Raw genomic sequence first — 22,383 nt, forward strand, 5'->3', positions numbered from 1 at the left:
CGGGCCAAAGGTCCTGTCGCAAGGCCAATATTCCGCCCAGTGGACCTGTCGGGTCGACGTCGGGAAAATCCTCTGACCAGCAAAAACATCGCCACAGCGGGCCCAAGGTCCCCGTTGAACGTGCACAAATGTCCGCTTTCACGGCCAGAAGAGGCGGGTCAGCCGGCCAGGCCGCGCACGGTGGCGACGGCCTGCTGCACCCGGGTGGCCGCTTCGGCCAGCTCGCCGGCGTCGGTGTGGGCCGAGAGGGTGAACCGCACGGCGGTCTGGGCGAGGTCGCCGGGGATGCCGAGGGCGGTGAGCACGTGCGACGGTTCGTCGCTGCCGGCCGCGCAGGCGGAGCCGCTCGAGCAGACGATGTCGTGCCGCTCCAGCTCGAGCAACACGGCCTCGCCGCCGGTGCCGGCGAAGGTGAACGAGGCGTGCCCGGCCAGTCGGTGCAGCGGATGCCCGGTGAGGGCGGCCCCCGGCGTGCCGGCGAGCACCGCGGCCACGAAGGTGTCCCGCAGCTCGGCCAGCCGGGGAACGAGCTCGTCGCGCTCGGCCGCGGCGAGGGTGAGGGCGGTGGCGAGCCCCACGGCCCCGGCCACGTTCTCGGTGCCGCTGCGCTTGCCGCGCTCCTGGCCGCCGCCGTGCAGCACCGGTTCCACCGGCAGGCGGCCGCGCAGGTACAGCGCGCCGACTCCCTGCGGGGCGCCGAGCTTGTGACCGGAGATGCTCAGCGCATCGACGCCGAGTTCGGCCACGTTGAGCGGCAGCCAGCCGGCGGCCTGCACGGCATCGGTGTGGAAGGGCACGCCGGCGGAGCGGGCGACGGCGGCGAGCTCGCGAATCGGCTGCACGGTGCCGATCTCGTTGTTGGCGTAGTGCACGCTCACGAGGGTGCTGTCGGGGCGGAGCGCCGCGGCGAGGTCAGCGGGGTCGACCCGGCCGGTGGCATCCGTGGGCAACAGGGTGATTTCGAAGCCGTGCACCCGGTGCAGGTAGTCGCAGGAGTCGAGCACGGCCTCGTGCTCGAGGGCTGTGGTGAGGATATGCCGGCCGCGCGGGTTGCCCAGGGCCAGGCCTTTCACCGCGAGGTTGTCGGCTTCGGTGCCGCCACTGGTGAGAGTGATCTCGCCCGGCCGGCAGCCGAGCACCCTGGCGATATCGGCCCTGGCGGCCTTGAGGGTGGCCGCGGCGGCCTCGCCCACCCGGTGATGGCTGGACGGATTGCCGAAACCGCGAGTCATGACCGGCCAGATCGCCTCGGCGACCTCACGCCGCAGGGGCGTCGTGGCCGCGTTGTCGAGGTAGATCATGACTGTCGCCGATCGATCAGGCGTCGGCGAGGATCACGACGTCGAGGCCGAGGTCCAGTGAGCGCACGCTGTGGGTGAGGGCGCCGACCGAGATCACGTCGACCCCGGACTCGGCGATGCGGCGCACGGTGTCGAGGGAGACCCCGCCGCTGGCCTCGACGATGGCGCGGCCGGCGACGAGGCGCACACCCTCACGCAGCTCGTCGGCATCGAAGTTGTCGAGCATGATGGTGTCGATGCCGGCCGCGAGCACGGGCTCGATCTGGTCGAGGGTGTCCACCTCCACCTCGAAGTGGGTGGTGTGCGACAGCTTGGCTCGCACGGCGAGCAGGGCGTCGGTGAGGTTGATGCCGCGGGCGCTGAGCACGGCCAGATGGTTGTCCTTAGCCATCACCGCGTCCGAGAGGCTGAAGCGGTGGTTGTGGCCGCCGCCGTCTCGCACGGCCTGGCGTTCGAAGGCACGGAGGCCGGGCGTGGTCTTGCGGGTGTCGACGATCCGGGCGGCGGTGCCAACGGTTTCCGCTACGTAGCGGGCGGTGAGCGCGGCGATCCCGCTCATCCGTTGCACGAAGTTGAGTCCGATGCGTTCCGCCTGCAGGATGCCGCGGGCCGGGCCGGATGCCTCGGCGAGCAGTTCGCCCGCGGTGAAGGGGGTGCCGTCGGCGAGGTGCAGGTGCACCACGATGCGCGGGTCGACCAGCCGGAAGGCGGCTGCGAAGACGGCGCCGCCGCTGAAGACGCCGGCTTCCCGGGCGACGAGCTGGGCGGTGGCCACCGCGTCGGCGGGAATCAGCATCTCGGAGGTGATGTCGCCCCACGGGGCGTCCTCGTCGAGGGCGGCCCGCACAACGGTGTCGATGGCGGAAGTGGTCAGCATGCGATGGCCTCCGAGGGCTGCGATGGAGCGGACTGCGATGAGACCGGCGATCCCGCCGGAACGAGGGTGCGGGCCGACCAGGCTTGGCGCCGGCTGAAATGCGGCTGGGCCAGCTCGGCACGGCTCTGCGGGAAGTCGGCGCGGTGGTGGGCACCGCGGGATTCCTCCCGGGCGAGGGCGGCAGCCACGATGAGACGGCCGAGATCCAGCAGGTTGCCGGTCTCCAGTTCCGCGACGGTGGCGTCGCCCCGGTCGGCGGCCGTCCAGCCGGCCAGGGTCGCCGCGGCGCGGGTGAGGTCGGCACCGGAGCGGTGTACGCCGGCGGCTTCCCAGAGCAGCTGCTGCAGGGCGGCCCGGTCGACGCGGCCGCCGTCGACGATGATGCGCTCGGCGACGATCTCCTCGTCGATGTCCAGGTCGGTGGCGCAGCTGTAGTCGGCTTCGGCGTTCTCGAACAACGGCGGCAGCTGTTCGGGTTCGCCGAGCGCGCGTACGGCTCGGTCGGCGAAGACGGCGGCTTCGAGAAGCGAGTTAGAGGCGAGCCGGTTGGCGCCGTGGGCGCCGGTGCGGGCGACCTCGCCGACGGCGTAGAGGCCGGGCAGGGAGGTGCGGCCCCAGATGTCGGTGGCGACCCCGCCCATCCAGTAGTGCGCGGCCGGTGCCACCGGGATCGGTTCGACCGCCCAGTCCAGGCCGGCGGCGCGGCAGGCGGCAGTGATGGTGGGGAAGCGGCTCTCGAGCAGCTCGCGGCCGAGACCGGTGGCGTCGAGCAGCACCGGGGCGCCGCCCTGCGCCTTCATCTGAGCGGCAATGCTGCGGGCGACGATGTCGCGGGGTGCGAGTTCGGCATCCGGGTGGATGGCGGTCATGAATCGGTCGCCGGCACTGCTGAGCAGCACGGCGCCCTCGCCGCGCACTGCCTCGGAGACCAGGGGGGTGCCGGGCACCGCGAGCGCGGTGGGGTGGAACTGGTAGAACTCGACATCGGCCACGGTCGCACCCGCCCGCCAGGCGGCGGCGACGCCGTCACCGGTGGCGATGGCCGGATTCGTGGTGTGCGTGTAGAGCGCGCCGGCCCCGCCGGTAGCCAGGATCACGGCGTCGGCGGTCACGGTGTGCGTGGTGCCGTCGGCGCTGAGCAGGGAGGCGCCGGTGACCCGGCCGCGCTCCACGACGAGGTCGACGAGCATGGTGTGTTCGTGGATGCTGATCTGGTCACCGCCGAGGGCGTGCGCGCGGTTGGCGCGTTCCTGCACCGTAGCCACCAAGGCGGTCTCGATCGCGGCACCGGTGGCGTCGCCGCCGGCGTGCAGTACCCGGGAGCGGGAGTGCGCGGCCTCGAGCCCGCGGGTGATGCCGGACTCGTCACGGTCGAAGTCGACTCCGAACCGGATCAGATCGCGTACCCGGGCCGGGCCCTCCTCGCAGAGTACCTGCACGGCGGCGGGGTCGCAGAGGCCGGCACCGGCGCGGAGGGTGTCGAGGATGTGGGCGTCGACGGAGTCATCGGGGAAGAGGGCGGCGGCGATGCCACCCTGGGCGTACCGGGTGTTGCTGTCGGAGAGGGCGGCCTTGGTCACCAGGGTGACCCGGTGGCCCGCGTCGGTGGCCCGCACCGCGGCGATCAGGCCGGCGAGTCCGCTGCCGACGACCAGCACGCGTGCCATGGTCAGGCTCCCACCGTGGCGGCGGCGACGGGAGCGACCGGGCCGGCCGCGGGCGGCTTGGCCGCGAGCATCCGTTCGAGCGCGACCCTGGCGTGATCGGCCACATCGTCGGCGACGGTGATGCGGTTGAGCACCTCGGCCGGCACGCCGTCGCCGCCCACGAGCGCTTCGAGCACCCAGGCCAGGTAGCCCGAGTGGATGCGGTACATGGTGGAGCAGGGGCAGACCACCGGGTCGAGGCAGAAGATGGTGTGCTGCGGGTACTCGGCGGCCAGGCGCTGCACCAGGTTGATCTCGGTGCCGATGGCGAACGTCGATCCGGCCGGGGCTGCGGCGATGGCCTTCGCGATGTAGTCGGTGGAGCCGTATTCATCGGCGGCATCGACAACCGCCATCGGGCACTCCGGGTGCACGATCACGCGCACGCCGGGGTGCTCGGCGCGGGCCGTGGCGATCTGGTCGACGGTGAAGCGGCGGTGCACGCTGCAGAAACCGTGCCAGAGGATGACCTGCGAGTCCTCGAGTTCGGTCTCGGTGTTGCCGCCGAGGGGCTTGCGCGGGTTCCACATCGGCATCCGTTCCAGCGGCACGCCCATGGCCTTGGCGGTGTTGCGGCCCAGGTGCTGGTCGGGGAAGAACAGCACCCGCTGACCGCGTTCGAAGGCCCACTCGAGCACGGTCTCGGCGTTCGACGAGGTGCAGACGATGCCGCCGTGTTCACCGCAGAAGCCCTTGAGCGCGGCGGAGGAGTTCATATAGGTGACCGGGATCACGGGGACGCGCCCCGAGGCATCCGGTTCGGTGCCGTAGAGCTCTTCGAGCTGCTCCCAGCACTCGGTGACCGAGTCGATGTCGGCCATGTCGGCCATGGAGCATCCCGCGGCGAGGTTCGGCAGGATCACGGCCTGCTCCGGTGTCGAGAGCAGGTCAGCGGTTTCGGCCATGAAGTGAACGCCGCAGAAGACGATGGCCTCGGCGTCTGGCCGGCTCTGGGTGGCGACGGCGAGCTGGAACGAGTCGCCGACGAAGTCGGCGTGCTGCAGCACCTCCTCGCGCTGGTAGAAGTGGCCGAGCACCACGACCCGGTCGCCGAGGGTGGCCTTGGCGGCGCGGATCCAGTCGCCCAGCTCGCCGTTGGAGGCGGTGCGGTACTTGGCCGGCAGCTCGCCTTGACGGGGGGAGCCGGTGGGGATGACGTCGCCCATCGACGAGCCGGGGCCGTAGCCGGGGGCCTTGTCGTCGAAGTACCAGGGATCAACGGCAAGATCTGGCGTGCAGGTGCTGCCGTCGGTTTTGCCCGTGCTGATCAGGCGGATGGTGCGGTCGACCGATGCGATGGTCATGTCGTGCTCCTCGGGGGGTGCGGGGTGGGTCGGAGGGGAGTCAGGGGTGAGCCCGCCAGCGGGCCGAGCGGGCCCTGTTCGGCGAGCGACTGGGAGTCGTTGTAGCGGTAGAGGCGCGGCGGGCGGTGGGGAACACCGGCCAAGCGGAGGCCCGTGTCGACCAGGGTGCCGGAGGCCTCGATCGTGCGGCGGAAGTTGGCCGGGTCGAGCGGCTTCTGCAACACTGCCTCGTGCACGTCGCGCAGCTGCGCCAGGGTGAAGGTCTCACCGAGGAAGGCGTGCGCGATACGGGAGTACTCGACTTTGGTGCGCAGGCGCCAGAGGGCGTATTCCACAATGCGGTTGTGGTCGAAGGCGAGGTCGGGCAGACGGTCGGCGGGGAACCACTGCACGTTGTCGTCGACGACGGCCAGCTCGGCCTCGGTGGATTGCACCAGTGCCCAGTACACGATCGAGACCACCCGGCTGCCGGGCGATCGGCTGAGGTCACCGAAGGTATAGAGCTGTTCGAGGTATTTAGGGGTGAGCCCGGTGGTCTCGCGCAGGGTGCTGGCGGCAGCGGCCGAGAGCTCTTCCTCGGGCGGGAGCCAGCCTCCGGGCAGCGCCCACAGCCCCAGATACGGGTCCCTGGTGCGGCGCACGAGGGGCAGCCAGAGGGTCATGAAGCCCGATTCGACGTCGGGTCGGAGGGCGAAAATGACCGTCGACACCGCAAGCACGGGCGGGTGTGATTCGGTCATCGGGGCATCCATCGACTAAAGGTCAGTGTGACTTTAACTTGTCGCCCATCATATAGTCATTCTGACCAGAAGTCGAAATTCGGGCATGTAACCGCCGGGTGAGGCCGGTGGTTTCAGGAGTCGCGAGACGCCGTTGCAGCAGGTGCCGGGTTGGAATGGCGCGCTCCACGGCCGGTCAGCCCCCAGATCGTGACCCGGCCCATGGCCTCGAGAACGATGCTGCCGCTCATCTTGGAACTTCCCAGGGTGCGCTCCACGAAAGTGATCGGCACCTCCACCACAGTGAGCCGAGCGCGCACGGCGTGCAGGAGCATGTCGATTTGGAAGCAATAGCCCAGGCTGTCGACGCTGCCGAGCTGCATCCGTTGCAGAGCGTCTCTGCTGTATACCCGGTACCCGCCGGTCACGTCGCGCTGGGGCAGTCGCAACAGCAGCCGCGAGTACACCGAGCCGCCGCGGGAGAGCAAGCGGCGGTGCCACGGCCAGTTCTCCACCCGGCCGCCGGGAATCCAGCGAGAGCCCATCACCACGTCGGCGGTGCGCGCGGCGTTCAACAGGTCTGGCAGTTGCTCCGGCAGGTGTGAACCGTCGGCGTCGAGCTGAACGAGATAGTCGAAGCCGCGTTCCCTGGCCCAATCGAACGCGTCGAGGTAGGCCGCGCCCAGGCCGTTCTTCTTGGTGCGGTGCAGAACATGCACCTGCTGGTCGGCCGCGGAGAGGCCATCGGCCAGCGCACCGGTGCCATCGGGCGAGGCATCGTCCACGATCAGAATGGCGGCCTCGGGCACACTGGCGCGCACACGACCGACGATCGGGCCGATGTTCTCGCGCTCGTTGTATGTGGGAATGATGACCACAGTGGATGGCATATATCTACCTTGTCAGTTCGATGATGGTGCGATTCGCGGTGTTGGTAGGTGCCATGGTGTTTCCCAGTAAAGACCCCGCAGGTTAACGTTCACCCTCCGTGCTTCGGGCCAGGGCCTGCGAAGGCTCTCAGATTTGCGCTCCCGTCAGGGGTGCGTTGCGACCGGTCGTGCCTGGAATTCAGGCGACGTGACGGGGCAGCTGAATGGTGACGGCGAGTCCGTCGCCGGTGTTCCGCAGTGAAATCGTGCCGTGCGCGCGTTCGACGATGGCATGCACGATCGCCAGTCCGAGCCCGGAACCGCCTGAGCTGCTCGACCGGGAGTTGTCGGGGCGGGAGAACCTGTCGAAGGCGAGCGGGATGAAAGCGTCGGGCAGCCCCGGGCCGGTGTCCTCGACCGTGATCACGGCACCGGCGGCCACGCTGGCCAGGGTGACCGTGACGCTGCCGTTGCCGCCCATGGCATTGACCGCGTTCGAGATGAGGTTGTCGAGCAGCTGGCCCATGTTGGTGGGGGAGATGGTGTACCGCCCCACAGAGTCCTCGCCGTCGATGCGATAAACCACCTCGAGTTCCTGGCCGCTCTGCACCACCCTGGCCCGGTCGACGGATGCGGTCACCTCGTCCACGAGTCCTGCCCAGCCGGTCTCTGGCGGGGCCTGCTCGCTCTCCAGCTTGCTCAACTCGAGCAGGTTGGTCGCCAGACGGCTCAGCCGCGCGGCGGTCGCCGAAGCGTCCCGCACATCGCGTTCGAGCGCTGGGGCGTCGCCCGAGTTCAGGTGGGCGAGCTCGAGCTGGGCCTGGAGAACGGCGAGCGGAGTGCGGAGCTCGTGGCTGGCATCCGACACGATCTGTTTCTCGCGGTCGACGCCGCGGCGGAGCCGCTCGATGAAGTCGTTGAGGGTGTGGGCGAGCCGGCTCAGTTCGTCGTTCCCGGCCGGCACCTGCAGCCGGGCGGACGATCCGGTGGTGCTCAGGCTTTCGGCCTCCTCGCGCAACCGGGTCACCGGGCGCAGCGCGGCGCCGGTGAGGAGCCACGAGGCGAGACCGAAGCCGGCGGTGAGGATGAGCGTGCCGAGCGAGAGCACGCCGGTGAGTTGGTCGAGGAGCAGGCCGGAGGTTTGCTGGCTGCGGGCGGCGATCACGAGCCAGTCACCCGAGTCGGTGCTGACCGGCGTGGCCGACACCAGGTAGGTGGCGGCCGGGGTGTCCACGTTCTGCGGTTCCTGGCCGAGCCGGGTCAACCCGGTGATCTGGCGGTCGAGGCTGCGGGGGAGCGAGGACTTTCGCACCATGCCGGTGGGGTCGATGATCGCCAGCAGCTGCCCTTCGCTGGCCGACTGCAGCGCCTCGGCCGGGTTGGCCTGCAACTCGCTGATCAGCGGTTCGGCGTCGTTGCGCAGCATGGTTTCGTTCGTCTCGCTGAGGATGGACTGCACCTCGAGGCGGAAGAAGAAAGCTGCGGTGCTGAACAACAGCGTGGCCACGACGAGGCTGCCCACGGTGATGCGGGCGCGAATCGACAGTGCCGGCAGCCAGACCCGGCGCAGGCGGATCACCGGCCCGGCCGCCTCATTCGACGAGCTCCACCGCGTAGCCGCTGCCGCGCACGGTGACGATGCGAACGCCGGCGGCATCCGTATCGATCTTGCGTCGCAGGTAGCTGATGTACTGGTCGACGATGTTGGGATCGATGTGCTGGGTGCCGTTCCAGATCTCTTCCAGAATGGTGGTGCGATCCACGGTGGTTCCGGCGCGACTGCACAACAACCGCAGCAGGGCCACTTCCTTCGGGCTCATCGACACAGCTTTGCCGGCGACGGTCACGCGCAGGTCGCGGGAGTCGAGCACGATGTTGCCGATCTCCACGGTGAGAGGAGCGCCCATGGAGCGTCGGCGCAGCAGAGCGCGCACCCGGGCCGACAGCTCGGCGAGGGCGAATGGCTTGGTGAGGTAGTCATCGGCACCGCTGTCGAGTCCGAAGACCCGGTCGTCGACAGTGTCGCGGGCGGTGAGCAGGAGAACAGGCATGGTGCTGCCGGACTCGCGGATGCGGCGGCAGATTTCGAAACCAGACATTTGCGGCAGCATCACATCTACCGCGGCCAGGTCGAATCCGTCGCCGGTGATGGCGATCAGGGCGTCAACCCCGTTGGAGACCCGGGCGGTGTCGTAGCCCTCCGCCTGGAGACCGCGTTCGATGAGGGCGCCCATCTGGTCATCGTCTTCTACGACCAAGATTTTCATCGGTCACCCTTCGCTCGTTCAGGATCTTATGCTGGCACGTTACCGGCCTTGCTGCTCGCGACCGGCCGATGGCCCGGCTGGGAACCCGCCGATAGGCTGGCCGCATGGTGGACTCACGAGCAGGCGATGAACTCGGCGTGGCGGTTGCGCAATTCGCGCCCGGCAGCGATCAGGCCGCGAACCTGGCCGAGATGCGCACCCTGGCCGAGACTGCCGTGTCCCGCGGGGCGCGCATCGTCGTCTTTCCCGAGTACTCGTCATTCTTCGAGACCGTGCTGGGGGATGCGTCGGTGGCGGCCGCTGAGTCACTGGACGGACCGTTCGTCGGCGCGCTGGGCCGAATGGCCACGGACCTGGGAGTGCACATCGTGGCCGGCCTGCTCGAGCGCAGCGCCGATGCTGGCCGGGTGCAGAACACGCTCGTGGCGCTCGACCCAACCGGCGCCGTTGTGGCGCGTTACCGCAAGCTTCACCTCTATGACGCCTTCGGCAGCCGGGAATCCGACCGGGTGCTCGCCGGTGTGATCGAAGCGCCGGAAACCTTTGCCGTAGACGGCTTCACCGTTGGCCTGCAGACGTGTTACGACATCAGGTTCCCCGAGGTGACCCGTCGACTTGTCGACGCCGGCGCTGACCTCGTGCTCGTGCCCGCCGAGTGGGTGCGCGGCCCGCTCAAGGAGCAGCACTGGCGCACGCTGGTGACGGCGCGCGCGTTGGAGAACACGATCTATCTGGCGGCTGCCGACCACGCCCCGCCCAGCGGGGTGGGCGCGAGCATGGTCGTTGACCCGATGGGCGTCGAACTTGTCACGATCGGCGAGACAACGGATGTGGCGGTGGCGTGGATCTCCTCGGCTCGCCTGGCAGCCGTGCGCCAGATTAATCCCGCCCTGGCCCTGCGCCGGTTCGGGATCGTCCCGCGCTGAGGTTTCTCGGGTCCGGCATGCGCCGATAGTCGACGGTGTGTGCTGGGCGGAGTACACGCGCGCCCAGATGCTCGCGTCGCAGGGGTCGCGACGGGTTGCGAGCAGGCTTTTCCTGGACGAAGAAATTTTCGATATTGCCCTGTGGAAAACGTGACATTTTCTCGCATAGGAAGCCGATTCGTGGCAAAATGGGGGTATGGACGAAGAGCTCCAGAAAGGCTCCACCCCACCGATGGGAGACACTCCCACCGGGCAGAAGTCGCATGGCCGGGGCTCCAGCGGCCAGAGCTCCGACGGCCAGAGCGCGTTGGACTGGAACACCAGCCTGGTCGGCCCGGCACCCGAGATAACGGCGCCGCTCACGTCGACCGTAGCGGCCACCTCTGTCAGCACCGCCGCCGGCACGGACGCGTCGCCCAGCACGGCGGATGCGGCGCCGGACGGGAGCGGGTCGGGGGTCGGCGATGCCGGTGCCGGGCGCGGTAAGTCGCAGCCGGTGTGGCAAGAGCCCGCCGAGTTGCCCGCCGTGCAACGGGTGCTCGCCGGGTCTTTCGGGGAGAAGGTCGGTGTTCTGAGGGACGCGGCCCGCACGATTCGGGCGGTGATGGCGTCGATCGACGTGGACACGGTCAACGACGCCGAACTGGTCGCGTTGACGCAGGTGGTGGAGGAGGTGGGCCGGCCGGTGGACGCGGCCCGGGTCACGACCGCGACCGTGGTCGCGTACCGGGCCCGCCGGTCCTTGGGCCGGGACTCGCTGGCCTGGCGGTTGGGTGCCACCCGGGACCTGGACTTACTGACCCGGTTGACGCGTTGCTCGGACACGGAAATGAAACGCCGCATCACCCTGGGCGAGAAGGTCTGCCCGCGGATGAGCACGATGGGGGCGCAGGAACCGGTGTTCCCGATCGTGGCCGCCGCTCTGACCTCGGGGGAACTCGGGGTGGAGGCCGCGGCGGTCATTGTCAAAGCGCTCGGCGACTACACCGTGCACGGCCGGTTGTACGCCGACCAGGCCCAGGTGCGCTTCGCGGAGGCGAAGCTGGTCGAAAACGCCACCGGCTCCCGCTACGGCCATGCCACCACCGATAGCGATACTGATGGGGGCGCTACTGACGGCGGGGCAGACGAGGCTGGAGCCGGGACTGGGACCGGCCCGGTGTGCCGGGTGGGTGACTCGGACCTGGTCGCTGTCGGTGCGGACCACATCCAGGCCATGACGCCGGCCTGGCAGGCGTTCCTGAATCCCGACGGGGCGGCCCCGAACGCGCCGCTGCTCGAAGCGAAGTCGTCGTTCTCCTTCGGCACACTCCGAGACGGCCTCTACCCGCTCCGCGGCGGCGTCACCCCGGACCTCAAAGGGGTGATGCAGAACCTGTTCAACACCTACCAGTCCGCCCGCACCGCCGTGAAGTTCCCCTCTGCCGAGGACCAGCAGCGCATCGAAGCCGGCGAACTGATCCCCGGCGAAATCCTGGACGAACGCACCGGCGGGGAGAAACGAGCCGACATTCTGCGGGGCATTCTCACTCAGGTCGCCCAAGATCCCCGCACCCCGACCATGGGCGGCATGCCACCGACGGTGATGGTGCACGTGAACGCCACCGACCTGCTCAAGAACTCCGGCGTCGGCTGGATCGACGGGGTGGAGGGGCCGGTCTCGATGAAGAGCATCAATCAGATGATCGACAACGGCGGCATGCAACCCATCTTCTTCGGCGGAAACGGCGCCGTCCTCGGTTTGGGCTCCAAGGCCCGGTGCTTCTCCCCGCTGCAACGCAAAGCGATCACCGCGAGGGATGGCGGCTGCATCATCCCGGGCTGCACCTGCCCACCCCAATGGTGCGAAGTACACCACGTCGAACCCTGGCAGTACGGCGGTAGAACGCACGTGGACAACGGGGTGTTGCTGTGTTGGTACCACCACCACACCATCACCAGCAGCACCGGCTGGAAAATCCGCATGGTCAGAGGTGTACCCCAAGTGAAAGCACCCCACTGGATCGACCCCACCGAGAAGTGGCGCACCCCCGACAAGCATCGGGCACACGACCCACGCACCCGACGACCACCCGACGATCCCGAAACCCCGGAACCACCGAAGTAGTCACCGGGGTGCAGCTGGGTAGGTTCTACAGCTATTCGGGCGCGGCCACTGAGGACTTCGGCAGAGGTGATGCTGATCGCACTCTGAACGCGGCGTCTGGTCCGCTGGATTGGACAGCGGAACGGTTGGGAGACTGGCCAACGGAATGGCCGGGAGATTGGCCAGACGATTGACCGGAGGGCAGGCAGCGCTCTTCGCTGGTAGCGATAAGCCCCTGCGAGCTATTGGCCGACCTGGTCAATTGCGCAATCCAGTCAGGATTGAGGGTGGGGGTGTGGCCGCCCGTGAACTTGAAATAGAGCGGGATTGACGGATTCAGCCATGCCGAACTCCGCCCGTCACCGACCTCCGAGGCATTTCGCCAAGAGAACAGGAAACTCTCCCCACGACGCAGTTTCTGCACGATCACTACTTGCAGGTGCGTCAGTATTCTGTCGTCGAATTCCACAACGACACGGTCGTACGACAGGGTGCCCATGATTCACGTTCGCTTCCAATTAGTCACACAGGTTCCGGGAACCAGTGGAAGCGATGATGGGGCACTTACAAGAGAACCGGAGGATTCTTCAACTCTCCTCCGTCCTTTCTCAAAGGGCAAGCAGTTCTGGCAAAGCCGAAGAGTCGCTCAGCGGGTGGGAACCGGCGTGGTTATTCCGCTCATGAGCAGGGCAATCTCGATGCGCAGTGTTGCCGGCAGATCGGCGGGTGCTTCGCGGCCGAGGCCGGTACGGATGATCTCCATGTGCAGCACCGAAAAGATGCTCCGTGCAGCGAGCGTCACGTCGACGTCGGGTCGGAGCCGCGGGTCGGTACCGGGCTCGCCCAGCTGGGCCAACACGAGAGCTATGGACGATTCCAGACGGTCGACCAGGTCGAGCGCCTCGGAGCGGAAGGCGCCATCCGGGTCACCGAACAGAATCTCACGCTGGTACACCGCCATGTTCTCGCGCTGGCGAAGGCCGGCATCCAGCAGCGGGCCAAGCAGCCGCATGATCTGATCAGTGGGGTCAGCGTCTGTGCCGCCGATGTTCAGCCCGCGCTCGATCCCGTGGCTTAGTTCGGCGTTGTAGACCATGGTGAGGAGTTCAGGCTTGGAAGAGGCGTAGCGGAACAGCGTTCCGATGGCAACGTCCGCCCGGTCAGCGATGTCCTGCGTGGTCACGGCGGAGTAGCCGCGCTCGGCGAACAGCTCGGCTGCCGCCGCGTGAATGCGGTCCCGCTTGTCGACCTTGCCGCGCTCACGCCTTCCGACGGGCGGCGCCGTCAGGCCGGTGCTGTTGTCGGGTATAGGTCTCATCCGTCTCATTATGGTCCCGGCCGGTGCTCCAGGGCCGCAGGGCGAACAGAGCGTCGACCGGGTGCTCAATATGGCTGAAGTGACCCGTGTCGGCGAGGATCGTCACCTCGTACGCGGGGATCACCTCGTGCATCAGCTGGTCGTCGCCGACGGTGACGAAAACATCGCGGTCGCCGTGCACCGACCGCACCTCGCACTGGATGCTCGCCCAGCGCTGCGCAGCGTCGTAGCGCCCGGCACGGTGAGCGGCGAGGGCGAATGAGCGCGGCCGGGCCTCCGCAGCCAACGCTGCCACGACGCTGCGGTCGATCTCGTCGACGCGGCTGAACAGCGGTGTGACGAGCGGGCGGAGCACCCCGAGCCGGTGCAGTCCACGCACGAAACGGCGGCCGCCGGAGCCGAACCTGGTCAACACCCGCATCACGGCCAGCAGTGCTGTGAACCCGGGCAGCACACCGAAGCGGGTGAGCGGATGCTGCACACTCTCGATCACGCTGAAGGTCGTGGCCGACACCAGGCCAACGAAGGTTGTGCGCCGTGGCTGGCTTGCGGCAAGTTCCAGGGCAACGACTCCGCCCAGCGAGTGCCCGATCAGCTGCCACCGCTGGTAGCCCAGTGCGCGTGCGATTTCGGCGACCGCGGCAGCGAGGCTCTCGATGGTCTCGGTCTCCTCGCGTGCGGCGAGGGCCGAGTCACCCCAGCCGGGCAGATCGGGAATCACCAGATCGGTGAGCGGAGCCGGCGTCAACCGGTCCGCCGAGAGGATCAGCGGCGTCCAGGTGCTCCAGGACCCGGCTGCGCCGTGCAGCAGGATGGTGGCCACGCCGTCGCGGGCAGCCGAGTTGCGCCTGCCGTGGCGCACGGTAACCGGTCCCAGGGCGGTAGGGATCACGCTGGTTGTGAGACCAAGACCGCGCGCATCCGTCAGCAACGGGTACGGGCAGTACGCGGTGTCGGCATCCGACCAGGCATGGGAATTGCTGCTCATAGCCTTGGTTCGGCGCGCGCCCGCCGACGGATTGGGTGATGGACAAGGCTGGGAACGCGCTGCCGATTGCACGCGCGCAGGAATAGCCCGCGCTGGCAAACAGTTGCGATTGCGGGGCGTTCGTGCGGCCATGACGATCCAGCCGCCCACCAGCGATCCCCGTCACACCTATAGAAGGAGAACTACGTGAGTCTTTTCACCCCGCTGAACCTCGGCGCTCTTGAGCTGCCCAATCGATTGGTTATGGCACCACTCACCCGGATGCGTTCCGGAGTCGACGGCATTCCCGGCGCACTGAACATCGAGCACTACCGCCAGCGGGCGACTCTCGGGCTCATCGTCACGGAAGGTGTCTACCCCGACAAGGCCGGCCAGGGCTTCCCCGGCCAGCCCGGCTTGGTTACCGACGAACAGATCGACGGCTGGGCCAAGGTCGCCGACGCCGTGCACGCCGGTGGTGGACGCATCGTGGCCCAGGTCATGCACGCCGGCCGGGTCACGCACCCCGAGACCAACGGTGGCCTCGAGATCGTCGCTCCCAGCGCGATCGCGATCAAGGGCGAGAGTCACACCTACAAGGGCAAGCTGCCCTATCCGGTGCCGCGTGCGCTCACTCTCGACGAGCTGCCCGCTGTCGTCGACAGCTTTGTGCAGGCGTCACGCAATGCCGTCGCTGCCGGGCTCGATGGTGTCGAGATCCACTCCGCCAACGGCTATCTGCTGCACGAATTCCTCTCACCTGCATCGAACCAGCGCGATGACATCTACGGTGGATCGCCCGAGAACCGCGCCCGCTTCGTGATCGAGGTCGCCACGGCAGTTGCCGCCGCCATCGGCGCAGACCGGGTGGGTATCCGCATCTCGCCGGAGCACAACATCCAGGACGCACTCGAGACCGATGCCGCCGACGTGCTCGCCACGTATGGCGCGCTGGTAGACGGACTCGCACCGCTCGGACTGGCCTACCTGAGCGTGCTGCACCGCGAACCCGCTGGCGAGCTGGTACCCGCCCTGCGCGCCCGCTTCGGCGGCCCGCTGCTGGTGAACACCGGGTTCGGCGAGGTCACCACTCGCGATGAGGCCACCGCCCTGATCGCCGACGGACATGGCGATGGCGTAGTGGTGGGTCGGGCCGTGATCGCCAACCCCGACCTCGTGCGCCGCTGGCTCGAGAACCTGCCACTGAACGAGCCCAACCCGCTCACGTTCTACGCCTCGGACGCCGTGGGCTACACGGACTACCCGGCCTACGCCGGCTAGTCACACCGGCCGCGACCGACCGAAACAAGAACGGCCCCATGACGTGTCATGGGGCCGTTTCTGCTCTGCTGTTGAGACGGCTGGCTACAGGCGGGCGAGCCGGGCGGCGGCCTCTTCGAGCACGTCCACGCGCTTGCAGAACGCGAACCGCACCAGAGACGCATATTCCGCCTTGTGCTCCGGCAGACAGAACGCGGTGATCGGGATGCCGACCACTCCGGCCAGGTCTGGCAGCGCACGGCAGAACTCGACCCCGTCGGCGTGACCGAGCGCGGCGGCATCCGCCACGATGAAGTACGAGCCCTGTGGCACGGTGAGCGTGAACCCGGCCGCGGCCAGCCCCCCGGCCAGCACGTCGCGCTTGGCTTGCAGGTCGGAGGCGATCCCGGCGTAGTAGCTGTCGGGCAGGCCGAGGCCGACGACGGTGGCCGGCTGGAACGGGGCGCCGTTCACATAGGTGAGGAACTGCTTGACGGCGAGGATGGCGGTGACGATCGCGGCGGGGCCGCTCAGCCAGCCGATCTTCCAGCCTGTGGTGCTGAACGTCTTTCCCGCTGACGAGATGGTGACCGTGCGCTCGCGCGCACCGGCCAATGTGGCCACCGGTAGGTGCGCGACGCCGAACGTGAGGTGTTCATACACTTCGTCGGTCACGATCAGGGCGTCGTGCTTGTGCGCGAGCGTCACGATGAGTTCGAGTGTCTCGCGGGCGAAGACGGTGCCGGTGGGGTTGTGCGGGTTGTTGATCAGGATGATGCGGGTGCGGTCGTTGACCACGGCTGCGAGCTCATCGAGGTCGGGCTGAAAGTCGGGGGAGCGCAGCCGCACGGTGCGGTGCACGCCGCCGGCCAGGGCGACGAGTCCGCCGTACGCGTCGTAGAACGGCTCGAACGTGACGACCTCGTCGCCCGGTTCGAGCAGGGCCAGCAGGGTCGCGGAGAGCGCCTCGGTGGCTCCGGCCGTGACCAGGATCTCGGTGCCAGGGTCGACCGTGAGGCCGTAGAAGCGCTGCTGGTGCCGGGCGATGGCTTCGAGCAATTGCGGATTTCCGCGCCCGGGCGGGTACTGGTTGACGCCGTCACTGATGGCTTGGCGAGCAGCGTCGAGCACGGCGGCAGGGCCGTCTTCGTCGGGAAAACCCTGACCGAGGTTGATGGCGCCGGTGCGAGCCGCCAGGGCGCTCATCTCGGCGAAGATGCTGGCGGAGATGGATCCGTCGGCACCGAGCAATCCAGCGCCGCGGGCGGTGCGCTTCCAGGCGCCGGAAATCGTCATGTGGTGACCTGCATACTCCCAAATTTACGACATGCGGCACCCCTCGATTGGCCGCCGACCGAAGCAGCTCAATTGAGACCTGTGGATAACTCGCACGGGGAAGCGCGGCGGAGGCTTACCGTGTCGGCATGGGGACTGATGCTGGCAGGCGACGACGCACGAGCCGGATGGTGACGCTCGCCTGTGCGGGAATCTTGCTGTTGCTCCCCGTGAGCGCCTGTGCCGCGGAACCGACACCAGCCCCGACGTCAGCCCCGCCAACCGCTGCGCCCGTCTTCGCTACCGATGAGGAGGCGCTGGCCGCTGCAGAAGAGGCTTACGCGAACTACCTGAGTCGCTCCAGCGCGATAGCCCACGGCGGGGGAGTGGACGCCCAGCTTATGACCGAGGTCGCCACCGGCGAAGCACTTGAGACTGAGATCGGCTCTTTTGAGGAAATGTCCAAGGCAGGCACGGTCGGCGTTGGCGAGCTCCAATTCGACACGTTGACGGTTCAGTCCTTGGATCTATCATCGGGTTCGTTGTCCGCCTACGTGTGTCTCGACGTATCTGGATCTGATGTCGTGGATGGATCTGGCGTAAGCACGCTGTCGGAGGGGCGGGTTGAACGGCTCCCGTTGGAAATCGGCTTCGTTTACGACCGCGATGGAGGACGCCTACTTCTAGAGAGGACCCGAACATGGGACGGGGAAAACTTCTGCTAGCTGTGGTTCTGCCGGTTGTCGTTGTGGCATTGCCGACGACCGCTGCGGCACAAAGCGGGACATGCGGAGCATGGGAGGGCGCGAGCGGCGGCTGCCCCGATTCCAGCGCAGGTATCGGCAACGGCGGGGTTGATGTCTCGGCCGGGTGGGACGGTGCTAGTCCGGGGAGTGGTGCCGGTGGTGGGGCTGGCAGCGGCGGTGAAGTGGGCACCGGCGGCGGAACGTGGGACGGCAACAGTGGGCTGCCCGACGGAGTCAGCGTTGTTCCCGGGGGAGTCGCAGTAGACGACGGCGACGCGGCCAGCGGTCCGTTTCTTCCACCGCGGCGGGGCGCCATCGTGGATCCCGCAGCGCCGGCGGATCCGGCCTGCGTGCCGCAGACACCGTGTGACCCGGCGCTCGTCGTTCGGGTGAGTGACCTGGTGAGTATCCAGGCTGACGCACCCAGCCAGGGAATGGAACCCGACGGCTGGCTTGTGGTGGGCATCCCGACCAACTTCTTCGCCAGCGCTTCTCCGCACGTGCACAGGGGACCGCTGCTGGGCGCTCCCGCCGACGTTCGATTCACTCCCGTCGGGTTCCGCTGGGACTATGGCGATGGCACGTCAGCCACAGCGGAAACGGGCGGCTCGAGCTGGGCCGCTCTGAATCTTCCGGAGTTCTCAGAAACGTCCACCAGCCACGTCTTCGAGCAGACCGGCACCCTCACCATCCGCTTGGTCGTCTCGTATTCGGCGGAGTACAGCTTCGCTGGGTCGGAGTGGCGCCCGGTGCAAGGCCTGCTCGAGGTGCCGGCCAGCCCGATCACTGCCATCGCCGACCGCGCCGGCACTGTACTCGTGGCCGAGTCATGTTCGACGGATCCGGGCGGGCCGGGCTGTTGAGTGCCACGATAGAAGAGCGCTGAAATTCTGCGGTCTCAGGTGCCGGGCAAGGTCACGGCTTCGTCATTGACTGCTCCCAGCCTGCGCATATCAAACGTTCAGCTTCAGGCGAGAAGCTATCTTCGCTTGGAAGGAGCACATCATGACTGACAGCACTGAGAACCCGGGCACCACCCCCGACCAGCCTCACGACCACAACCCGATCGAGGTCAACTCGGCCGGTGAAGCCGCCGTGGCACAGCCCGACCAAACCACCCCCACTGCCGACGCCACCGGCGACAACACGACTGCCGTGCAGCCCGTTGTGCCGAGGACCGCAGACAACCAGCCCACCGAGGTGCTGGGATCCGGAGACGGCACAGTCGCCGCCCAGGCTCCCGCTACCCCCGGTGCGTCCCCGGCCGCCCAGCAGCACGCTGCACCCCAGCACACTGCGCCCCAGCACACCCCGGCACAGCCCGCGCCGCACAACGCCGCGCCCGCAGCCCACCCGGCACCGTACACGCAGCCCGGTGCTTACCCGACGGATGCCTTCGGCCGGCCGATTCCGGGCCCGGATGGCACCACCCCGATTTACGCTCCCACCCCCGCGCAGCAGCAGGCGTACGCGTATGCCAACGCCAGCCAGAACGGCTACGCCCCGCAGCCCACCGTCGGACCGAAGCCGCCCAAGGACCCCAACCGCCGCAAGGGCAGCGTCGCCGTCATCGCCGCGCTCGCCATCGGCGCGCTGATCGGTGGCGCCTCCGGCGCCGGCGTCATGGCATTCGCCGGCTTCGGCCAGACCAACGGCACCCCGGCCAGCCAGGCCCAGGGTCCGGCTACCGTCGTGGTCAACAACACCGACAGCGTCAACGAGATCACGGCGGTCGCCGCCAAGGCCTCGCCCAGCGTCGTCACGATCGAGGTCGCCTCCGGCGACTCCGGTGGAACCGGCTCGGGCGTCATCCTGAGCGAGGACGGTTACGTGCTCACCAACACCCACGTGGTCACCCTCGACGGTGCCGCGTCCGACGCGGCCATTCAGGTCAAGTCCAGCGACGGCAAGCTCTACTCCGCCACCCTCATCGGCACCGACCCGGTCTCCGACCTCGCCGTGATCAAGCTCGACGACGCCTCCGGTCTCAGCCCCATCACCTGGGCGGACTCCAGCGACCTCAACGTCGGCGACACCGCCATCGCGATCGGCGCTCCGCTCGGCCTCTCCGGCACCGTCACCAACGGCATTGTCAGCGCGCTTAACCGCAGCATCACCGTTGCCTCCTCCGCCGCTCCGACCACGCCCGACGAGACCACGCCCGACGAGGGCGACGGCAACTACTTCAACTACGACCTGCCCGGCGCGACGCCCGACACCCAGGGCACCCAGAGCAGCATCTCGCTCTCGGTGATCCAGACGGATGCCGCGATCAACCCCGGCAACTCCGGCGGCGCCCTGCTCAACAGCAAGGGCCAGCTGATCGGCATCAACGTCGCCATCGCCAACGCGGGCGGCAGCTCGGAGTCCACCACCGCCGGAAGCATCGGCGTCGGTTTCTCGATCCCGGCCAACCTGGCCAAGCGGGTCTCCGACGAGATCATCGAGAGCGGATCGGCCTCGCACGGCCTGCTCGGCGCCAGCGTCACCAGCGCCACCAGCTCCGACAGCGACACCGTCGGCGCCCTGATCAGCGAGGTGTCCTCTGGTGGAGCAGCCCAGAAGGCAGGCCTGGCCGCCGGTGACGTCGTGACCAACTTCAACGGCGTGCCGATCACCGATGCCACCGACCTCACCGCTCAGGTGCGCACCCTGGCCGCCGGCGACACGGCCGACCTCACCTACGTACGCGACGGCAAGTCAGTGACCGTCTCGGTCACGGTCGGCGAGCTCACCAGCTAGCCCGCCACCAGCTCCTTCCTTCTGCGCCGCCGGTCTCGCACCGGCGGCGCAGTGCTGTGCGCGGCAGTGCCATCGATGGATGCGAACCGGGTGAAAAGGCTCGGCTGCTAGGCTCAGTCGATTGCCCGAATGAGTGGAAAGATGGCCAGCCCAGTGCACGAGAGCCCAGACACCGAGCTGATCGGCGTCTCGTACATCATGCCCGTGCTCAACGAGGCCAGCCATGTGCGCGCCGCGGTGCAGAGCCTGCTCGAGCAGGACTACGACGGCCCGTTCGAGGTCACCCTGGCCCTCGGCCCGAGCATCGACGGCACCACCGAACTGGTGGAGGAGATGGCCGCGGTCGATCCGCGCATCCAGGTGGTCGCCAACGAGGTCGGGTCAACGCCTGCCGGCCTCAACATCGCCATTCGCGCGTCGCACTACCCGGTGGTCATCCGGGTCGACGCCCACTCGGTGCTGCCGCGCGACTACGCCCGGATCGCCGTCGCAACCCTTGAACGCACCGGGGCCGACAACGTCGGCGGCATCATGGACGCCCAGGGCACTGCCCCCTTCCAACAAGCCGTCGCTCGCGCCTACGGCTCGCGCATCGGCCTGGGCGGCACCCCGCTGCATGTCGGCGGTGCCGAGGGCGAGGCCGAGACCGTGTACCTCGGCTGCTTCCGCCGGGACAGCCTGCTGCGCGTCGGCATGTTCGACGAGGGCATCAAGCGCGGCCAGGACTGGGAACTCAACCGACGCCTTCGTGAACACGGCGGATCGGTCTGGTTCACTCCCGAGCTCAAAGTGATCTACCGCCCCCGGCCGAGCCTGTCCCGGCTGGCCCGGCAGATGCTATCCACCGGGCTGTGGCGCGGCGAACTCGCCCGCCGCTACCCGGCAGCGAACGGCCTGCGGTACTTCGCTCCGCCCGTGATGGTGCTGGGTGTCACGCTGGGCACAGTGCTGGGCATCATCGGCATCGTCCAGGCCGCTCTCGGCCTACCGGGCTGGCTGCTGCTGGGCTTCCTGGCACCGATCGCCTACCTGCTCATCGTGCTCGTAGCGGCCGCTCCAGTGGCCCGGCCCGACGGTGTTCGTGTGGCGCTCTGGTTTCTCGTAGTCTTGCCGTGCATTCATTTCTGCTGGGGCGTTGGGTTCCTGCTGGGCTACCTCAAGCTCACCACCAACATTTCCGCACACACGGGAAGACACCCATGACGTCTGGTTCGCCCAACACGGCTCGCCCCTCTTCGATCGCCGAACTTCGTGCCGTCGCGCAACCGCCCGAAGTGCGGATGCGCGCCAACGCCGAACACTGGACGGCGTCCCTCTACCTGCGCGACCTGTCGCCCTACCTCACCTGGTTGCTGCTGAAGACGCGCATCTCGGCCAACGGAGTGACCGGCCTGATGATTCTCGTCGGCTGGTCCACCGCGGCGGCCCTGCTCATCCCCGGCATCTGGGGCGCCCTGCTGGCACTCGTGCTCGGCCAGCTGCAGATGCTTGTCGACTGCTGCGACGGTGAGGTCGCCCGCTGGCGACGTACCTCCTCGCCCGCCGGGGTGTTCCTCGACAAGGTCGGGCACTATTCCACCGAGGCGTTGATCCCGATCGCCCTGGGCATCCGTGCCGCCGGCTACCCGTTCGAGGCGCCGGCCGACTTCCTGTTCACCACCCTCGGCCTGGCGCTGGCGCTGCTGATCGTGCTGAACAAGGCCCTCAACGACATGGTGCACGTGGCCCGCGCCAACGCCGGACTCGCCAAGCTGGCCGACAACAAGGGCGAGAAGGTGCCGCAGGCCGGCCTGATCGCCACCCTGCGCCGCCTGGCCCGGTTCCTGCCGTTCCACCGCTTGTACCACTCGGTGGAGATGACCATGGTGATCTTCGTCGCCGCGCTGATCGGCCTCGTCGCCGGCCAGCCCGCCACCGACCGGGTGTTCCTGGCCGTACTGGTGCCGCTCGCGTTCCTGGCGTTGATCGGGCATTTTCTGGCGATCATGGCCTCGAAGCGCGTGCGCTCCTGACCCCGGGC

At 68.2% G+C, this 22,383-nt stretch carries 20 protein-coding genes; 8 read left to right on the top strand and 12 right to left on the bottom strand.

Annotated elements, in window-relative coordinates:
- Nucleotides 1-158: 158 nt before the first annotated feature.
- The 8 genes from CTB96_RS06185 to CTB96_RS06220 all read right to left on the bottom strand — a co-directional run bounded on the left by CTB96_RS06185 (nucleotide 159) and on the right by CTB96_RS06220 (nucleotide 9,043).
- Nucleotides 159-1,301 carry a cysteine desulfurase family protein gene (locus CTB96_RS06185; RefSeq protein ID WP_110126050.1) on the bottom strand — a complete coding sequence of 381 codons (1,143 nt, stop codon included), beginning with the start codon at nucleotides 1,299-1,301 and terminating at the stop codon, nucleotides 159-161.
- 16 nt (nucleotides 1,302-1,317) lie between these two features.
- Nucleotides 1,318-2,178, bottom strand: coding sequence for a carboxylating nicotinate-nucleotide diphosphorylase (gene nadC / locus CTB96_RS06190; protein WP_110126051.1), 861 nt, complete (start codon nucleotides 2,176-2,178; stop codon nucleotides 1,318-1,320).
- Nucleotides 2,172-3,845 carry an L-aspartate oxidase gene (nadB, locus tag CTB96_RS06195; RefSeq protein WP_110126052.1) on the bottom strand — a complete coding sequence of 558 codons (1,674 nt, stop codon included), beginning with the start codon at nucleotides 3,843-3,845 and terminating at the stop codon, nucleotides 2,172-2,174. Before nadB ends, nadC begins: the two co-directional genes overlap by 7 nt.
- A gap of 2 nt (nucleotides 3,846-3,847) precedes the next feature.
- Complete coding sequence (nadA, locus tag CTB96_RS06200) at nucleotides 3,848-5,188, bottom strand: quinolinate synthase NadA (protein ID WP_110126053.1); 1,341 nt, start codon at nucleotides 5,186-5,188, stop codon at nucleotides 3,848-3,850.
- Nucleotides 5,185-5,928 (bottom strand): NUDIX hydrolase, encoded by a 744-nt coding sequence (locus CTB96_RS06205; RefSeq protein WP_110126054.1) that lies wholly within the window; start codon nucleotides 5,926-5,928, stop codon nucleotides 5,185-5,187. The genes nadA and CTB96_RS06205 overlap by 4 nt, the downstream gene beginning before the upstream one ends.
- A 113-nt stretch (nucleotides 5,929-6,041) precedes the next feature.
- Complete coding sequence (locus CTB96_RS06210) at nucleotides 6,042-6,797, bottom strand: polyprenol monophosphomannose synthase (RefSeq protein WP_110126055.1); 756 nt, start codon at nucleotides 6,795-6,797, stop codon at nucleotides 6,042-6,044.
- Between the two features lie 178 nt (nucleotides 6,798-6,975).
- Complete coding sequence (locus CTB96_RS06215; protein ID WP_181397168.1) at nucleotides 6,976-8,355, bottom strand: sensor histidine kinase; 1,380 nt, start codon at nucleotides 8,353-8,355, stop codon at nucleotides 6,976-6,978.
- A 13-nt stretch (nucleotides 8,356-8,368) separates the two neighbouring features.
- The gene (locus tag CTB96_RS06220; RefSeq protein WP_110126057.1) at nucleotides 8,369-9,043 is read right to left on the bottom strand and encodes a response regulator transcription factor; all 675 of its coding nucleotides are present in this window, start codon (nucleotides 9,041-9,043) and stop codon (nucleotides 8,369-8,371) included.
- Between the two features lie 104 nt (nucleotides 9,044-9,147).
- Between CTB96_RS06220 and CTB96_RS06225 the strand changes: the two genes are divergently transcribed.
- The gene (locus CTB96_RS06225; protein ID WP_110126058.1) at nucleotides 9,148-9,969 is read left to right on the top strand and encodes a carbon-nitrogen hydrolase family protein; all 822 of its coding nucleotides are present in this window, start codon (nucleotides 9,148-9,150) and stop codon (nucleotides 9,967-9,969) included.
- 196 nt (nucleotides 9,970-10,165) lie between these two features.
- On the top strand, nucleotides 10,166-12,076 hold the full coding sequence (locus CTB96_RS06230; protein ID WP_110126059.1) for an HNH endonuclease signature motif containing protein: 1,911 nt from the start codon (nucleotides 10,166-10,168) through the stop codon (nucleotides 12,074-12,076).
- A 31-nt stretch (nucleotides 12,077-12,107) separates the two neighbouring features.
- Here CTB96_RS06230 and CTB96_RS21065 read toward each other — a convergent pair whose 3' ends face one another.
- The 3 genes from CTB96_RS21065 to CTB96_RS06245 form a co-directional block, all read right to left on the bottom strand.
- Nucleotides 12,108-12,554 (bottom strand): DUF7882 family protein, encoded by a 447-nt coding sequence (locus CTB96_RS21065; protein ID WP_486601517.1) that lies wholly within the window; start codon nucleotides 12,552-12,554, stop codon nucleotides 12,108-12,110.
- A gap of 147 nt (nucleotides 12,555-12,701) precedes the next feature.
- Complete coding sequence (locus CTB96_RS06240) at nucleotides 12,702-13,373, bottom strand: TetR/AcrR family transcriptional regulator (RefSeq protein ID WP_181397169.1); 672 nt, start codon at nucleotides 13,371-13,373, stop codon at nucleotides 12,702-12,704.
- Nucleotides 13,315-14,361: an alpha/beta fold hydrolase gene (locus CTB96_RS06245; RefSeq protein WP_181397170.1), complete on the bottom strand. Its 1,047-nt coding sequence runs from the start codon at nucleotides 14,359-14,361 to the stop codon at nucleotides 13,315-13,317. Before CTB96_RS06245 ends, CTB96_RS06240 begins: the two co-directional genes overlap by 59 nt.
- Nucleotides 14,362-14,547: 186 nt before the next feature.
- Between CTB96_RS06245 and CTB96_RS06250 the strand changes: the two genes are divergently transcribed.
- Nucleotides 14,548-15,621, top strand: coding sequence for an alkene reductase (locus CTB96_RS06250; RefSeq protein WP_110126062.1), 1,074 nt, complete (start codon nucleotides 14,548-14,550; stop codon nucleotides 15,619-15,621).
- 84 nt (nucleotides 15,622-15,705) lie between these two features.
- Here CTB96_RS06250 and CTB96_RS06255 read toward each other — a convergent pair whose 3' ends face one another.
- The gene (locus CTB96_RS06255; RefSeq protein ID WP_110126063.1) at nucleotides 15,706-16,896 is read right to left on the bottom strand and encodes an aminotransferase class I/II-fold pyridoxal phosphate-dependent enzyme; all 1,191 of its coding nucleotides are present in this window, start codon (nucleotides 16,894-16,896) and stop codon (nucleotides 15,706-15,708) included.
- 167 nt (nucleotides 16,897-17,063) lie between these two features.
- Here CTB96_RS06255 and CTB96_RS06260 point away from each other — a divergent pair, with 167 nt between their 5' ends.
- The 5 genes from CTB96_RS06260 (at nucleotide 17,064) to CTB96_RS06280 (ending at nucleotide 22,375) form a co-directional block, all read left to right on the top strand.
- Complete coding sequence (locus tag CTB96_RS06260; RefSeq protein WP_110126064.1) at nucleotides 17,064-17,600, top strand: hypothetical protein; 537 nt, start codon at nucleotides 17,064-17,066, stop codon at nucleotides 17,598-17,600.
- A 338-nt stretch (nucleotides 17,601-17,938) separates the two neighbouring features.
- Nucleotides 17,939-18,484: a PKD domain-containing protein gene (locus tag CTB96_RS06265; protein WP_146215757.1), complete on the top strand. Its 546-nt coding sequence runs from the start codon at nucleotides 17,939-17,941 to the stop codon at nucleotides 18,482-18,484.
- A 142-nt stretch (nucleotides 18,485-18,626) separates the two neighbouring features.
- Entirely contained in the window at nucleotides 18,627-20,363 is a 1,737-nt protein-coding gene (locus CTB96_RS06270) for a S1C family serine protease (protein ID WP_110126066.1), read from the top strand.
- A 141-nt stretch (nucleotides 20,364-20,504) separates the two neighbouring features.
- Nucleotides 20,505-21,566 (top strand): glycosyltransferase family 2 protein, encoded by a 1,062-nt coding sequence (locus tag CTB96_RS06275; protein WP_248283244.1) that lies wholly within the window; start codon nucleotides 20,505-20,507, stop codon nucleotides 21,564-21,566.
- On the top strand, nucleotides 21,563-22,375 hold the full coding sequence (locus CTB96_RS06280) for a CDP-alcohol phosphatidyltransferase family protein (RefSeq protein ID WP_110126067.1): 813 nt from the start codon (nucleotides 21,563-21,565) through the stop codon (nucleotides 22,373-22,375). The genes CTB96_RS06275 and CTB96_RS06280 overlap by 4 nt, the downstream gene beginning before the upstream one ends.
- The last annotated feature ends 8 nt before the right edge of the window (nucleotides 22,376-22,383 follow it).

This window comes from Cryobacterium arcticum (assembly GCF_003185895.1).
GTDB lineage: Bacteria > Actinomycetota > Actinomycetes > Actinomycetales > Microbacteriaceae > Cryobacterium > Cryobacterium arcticum.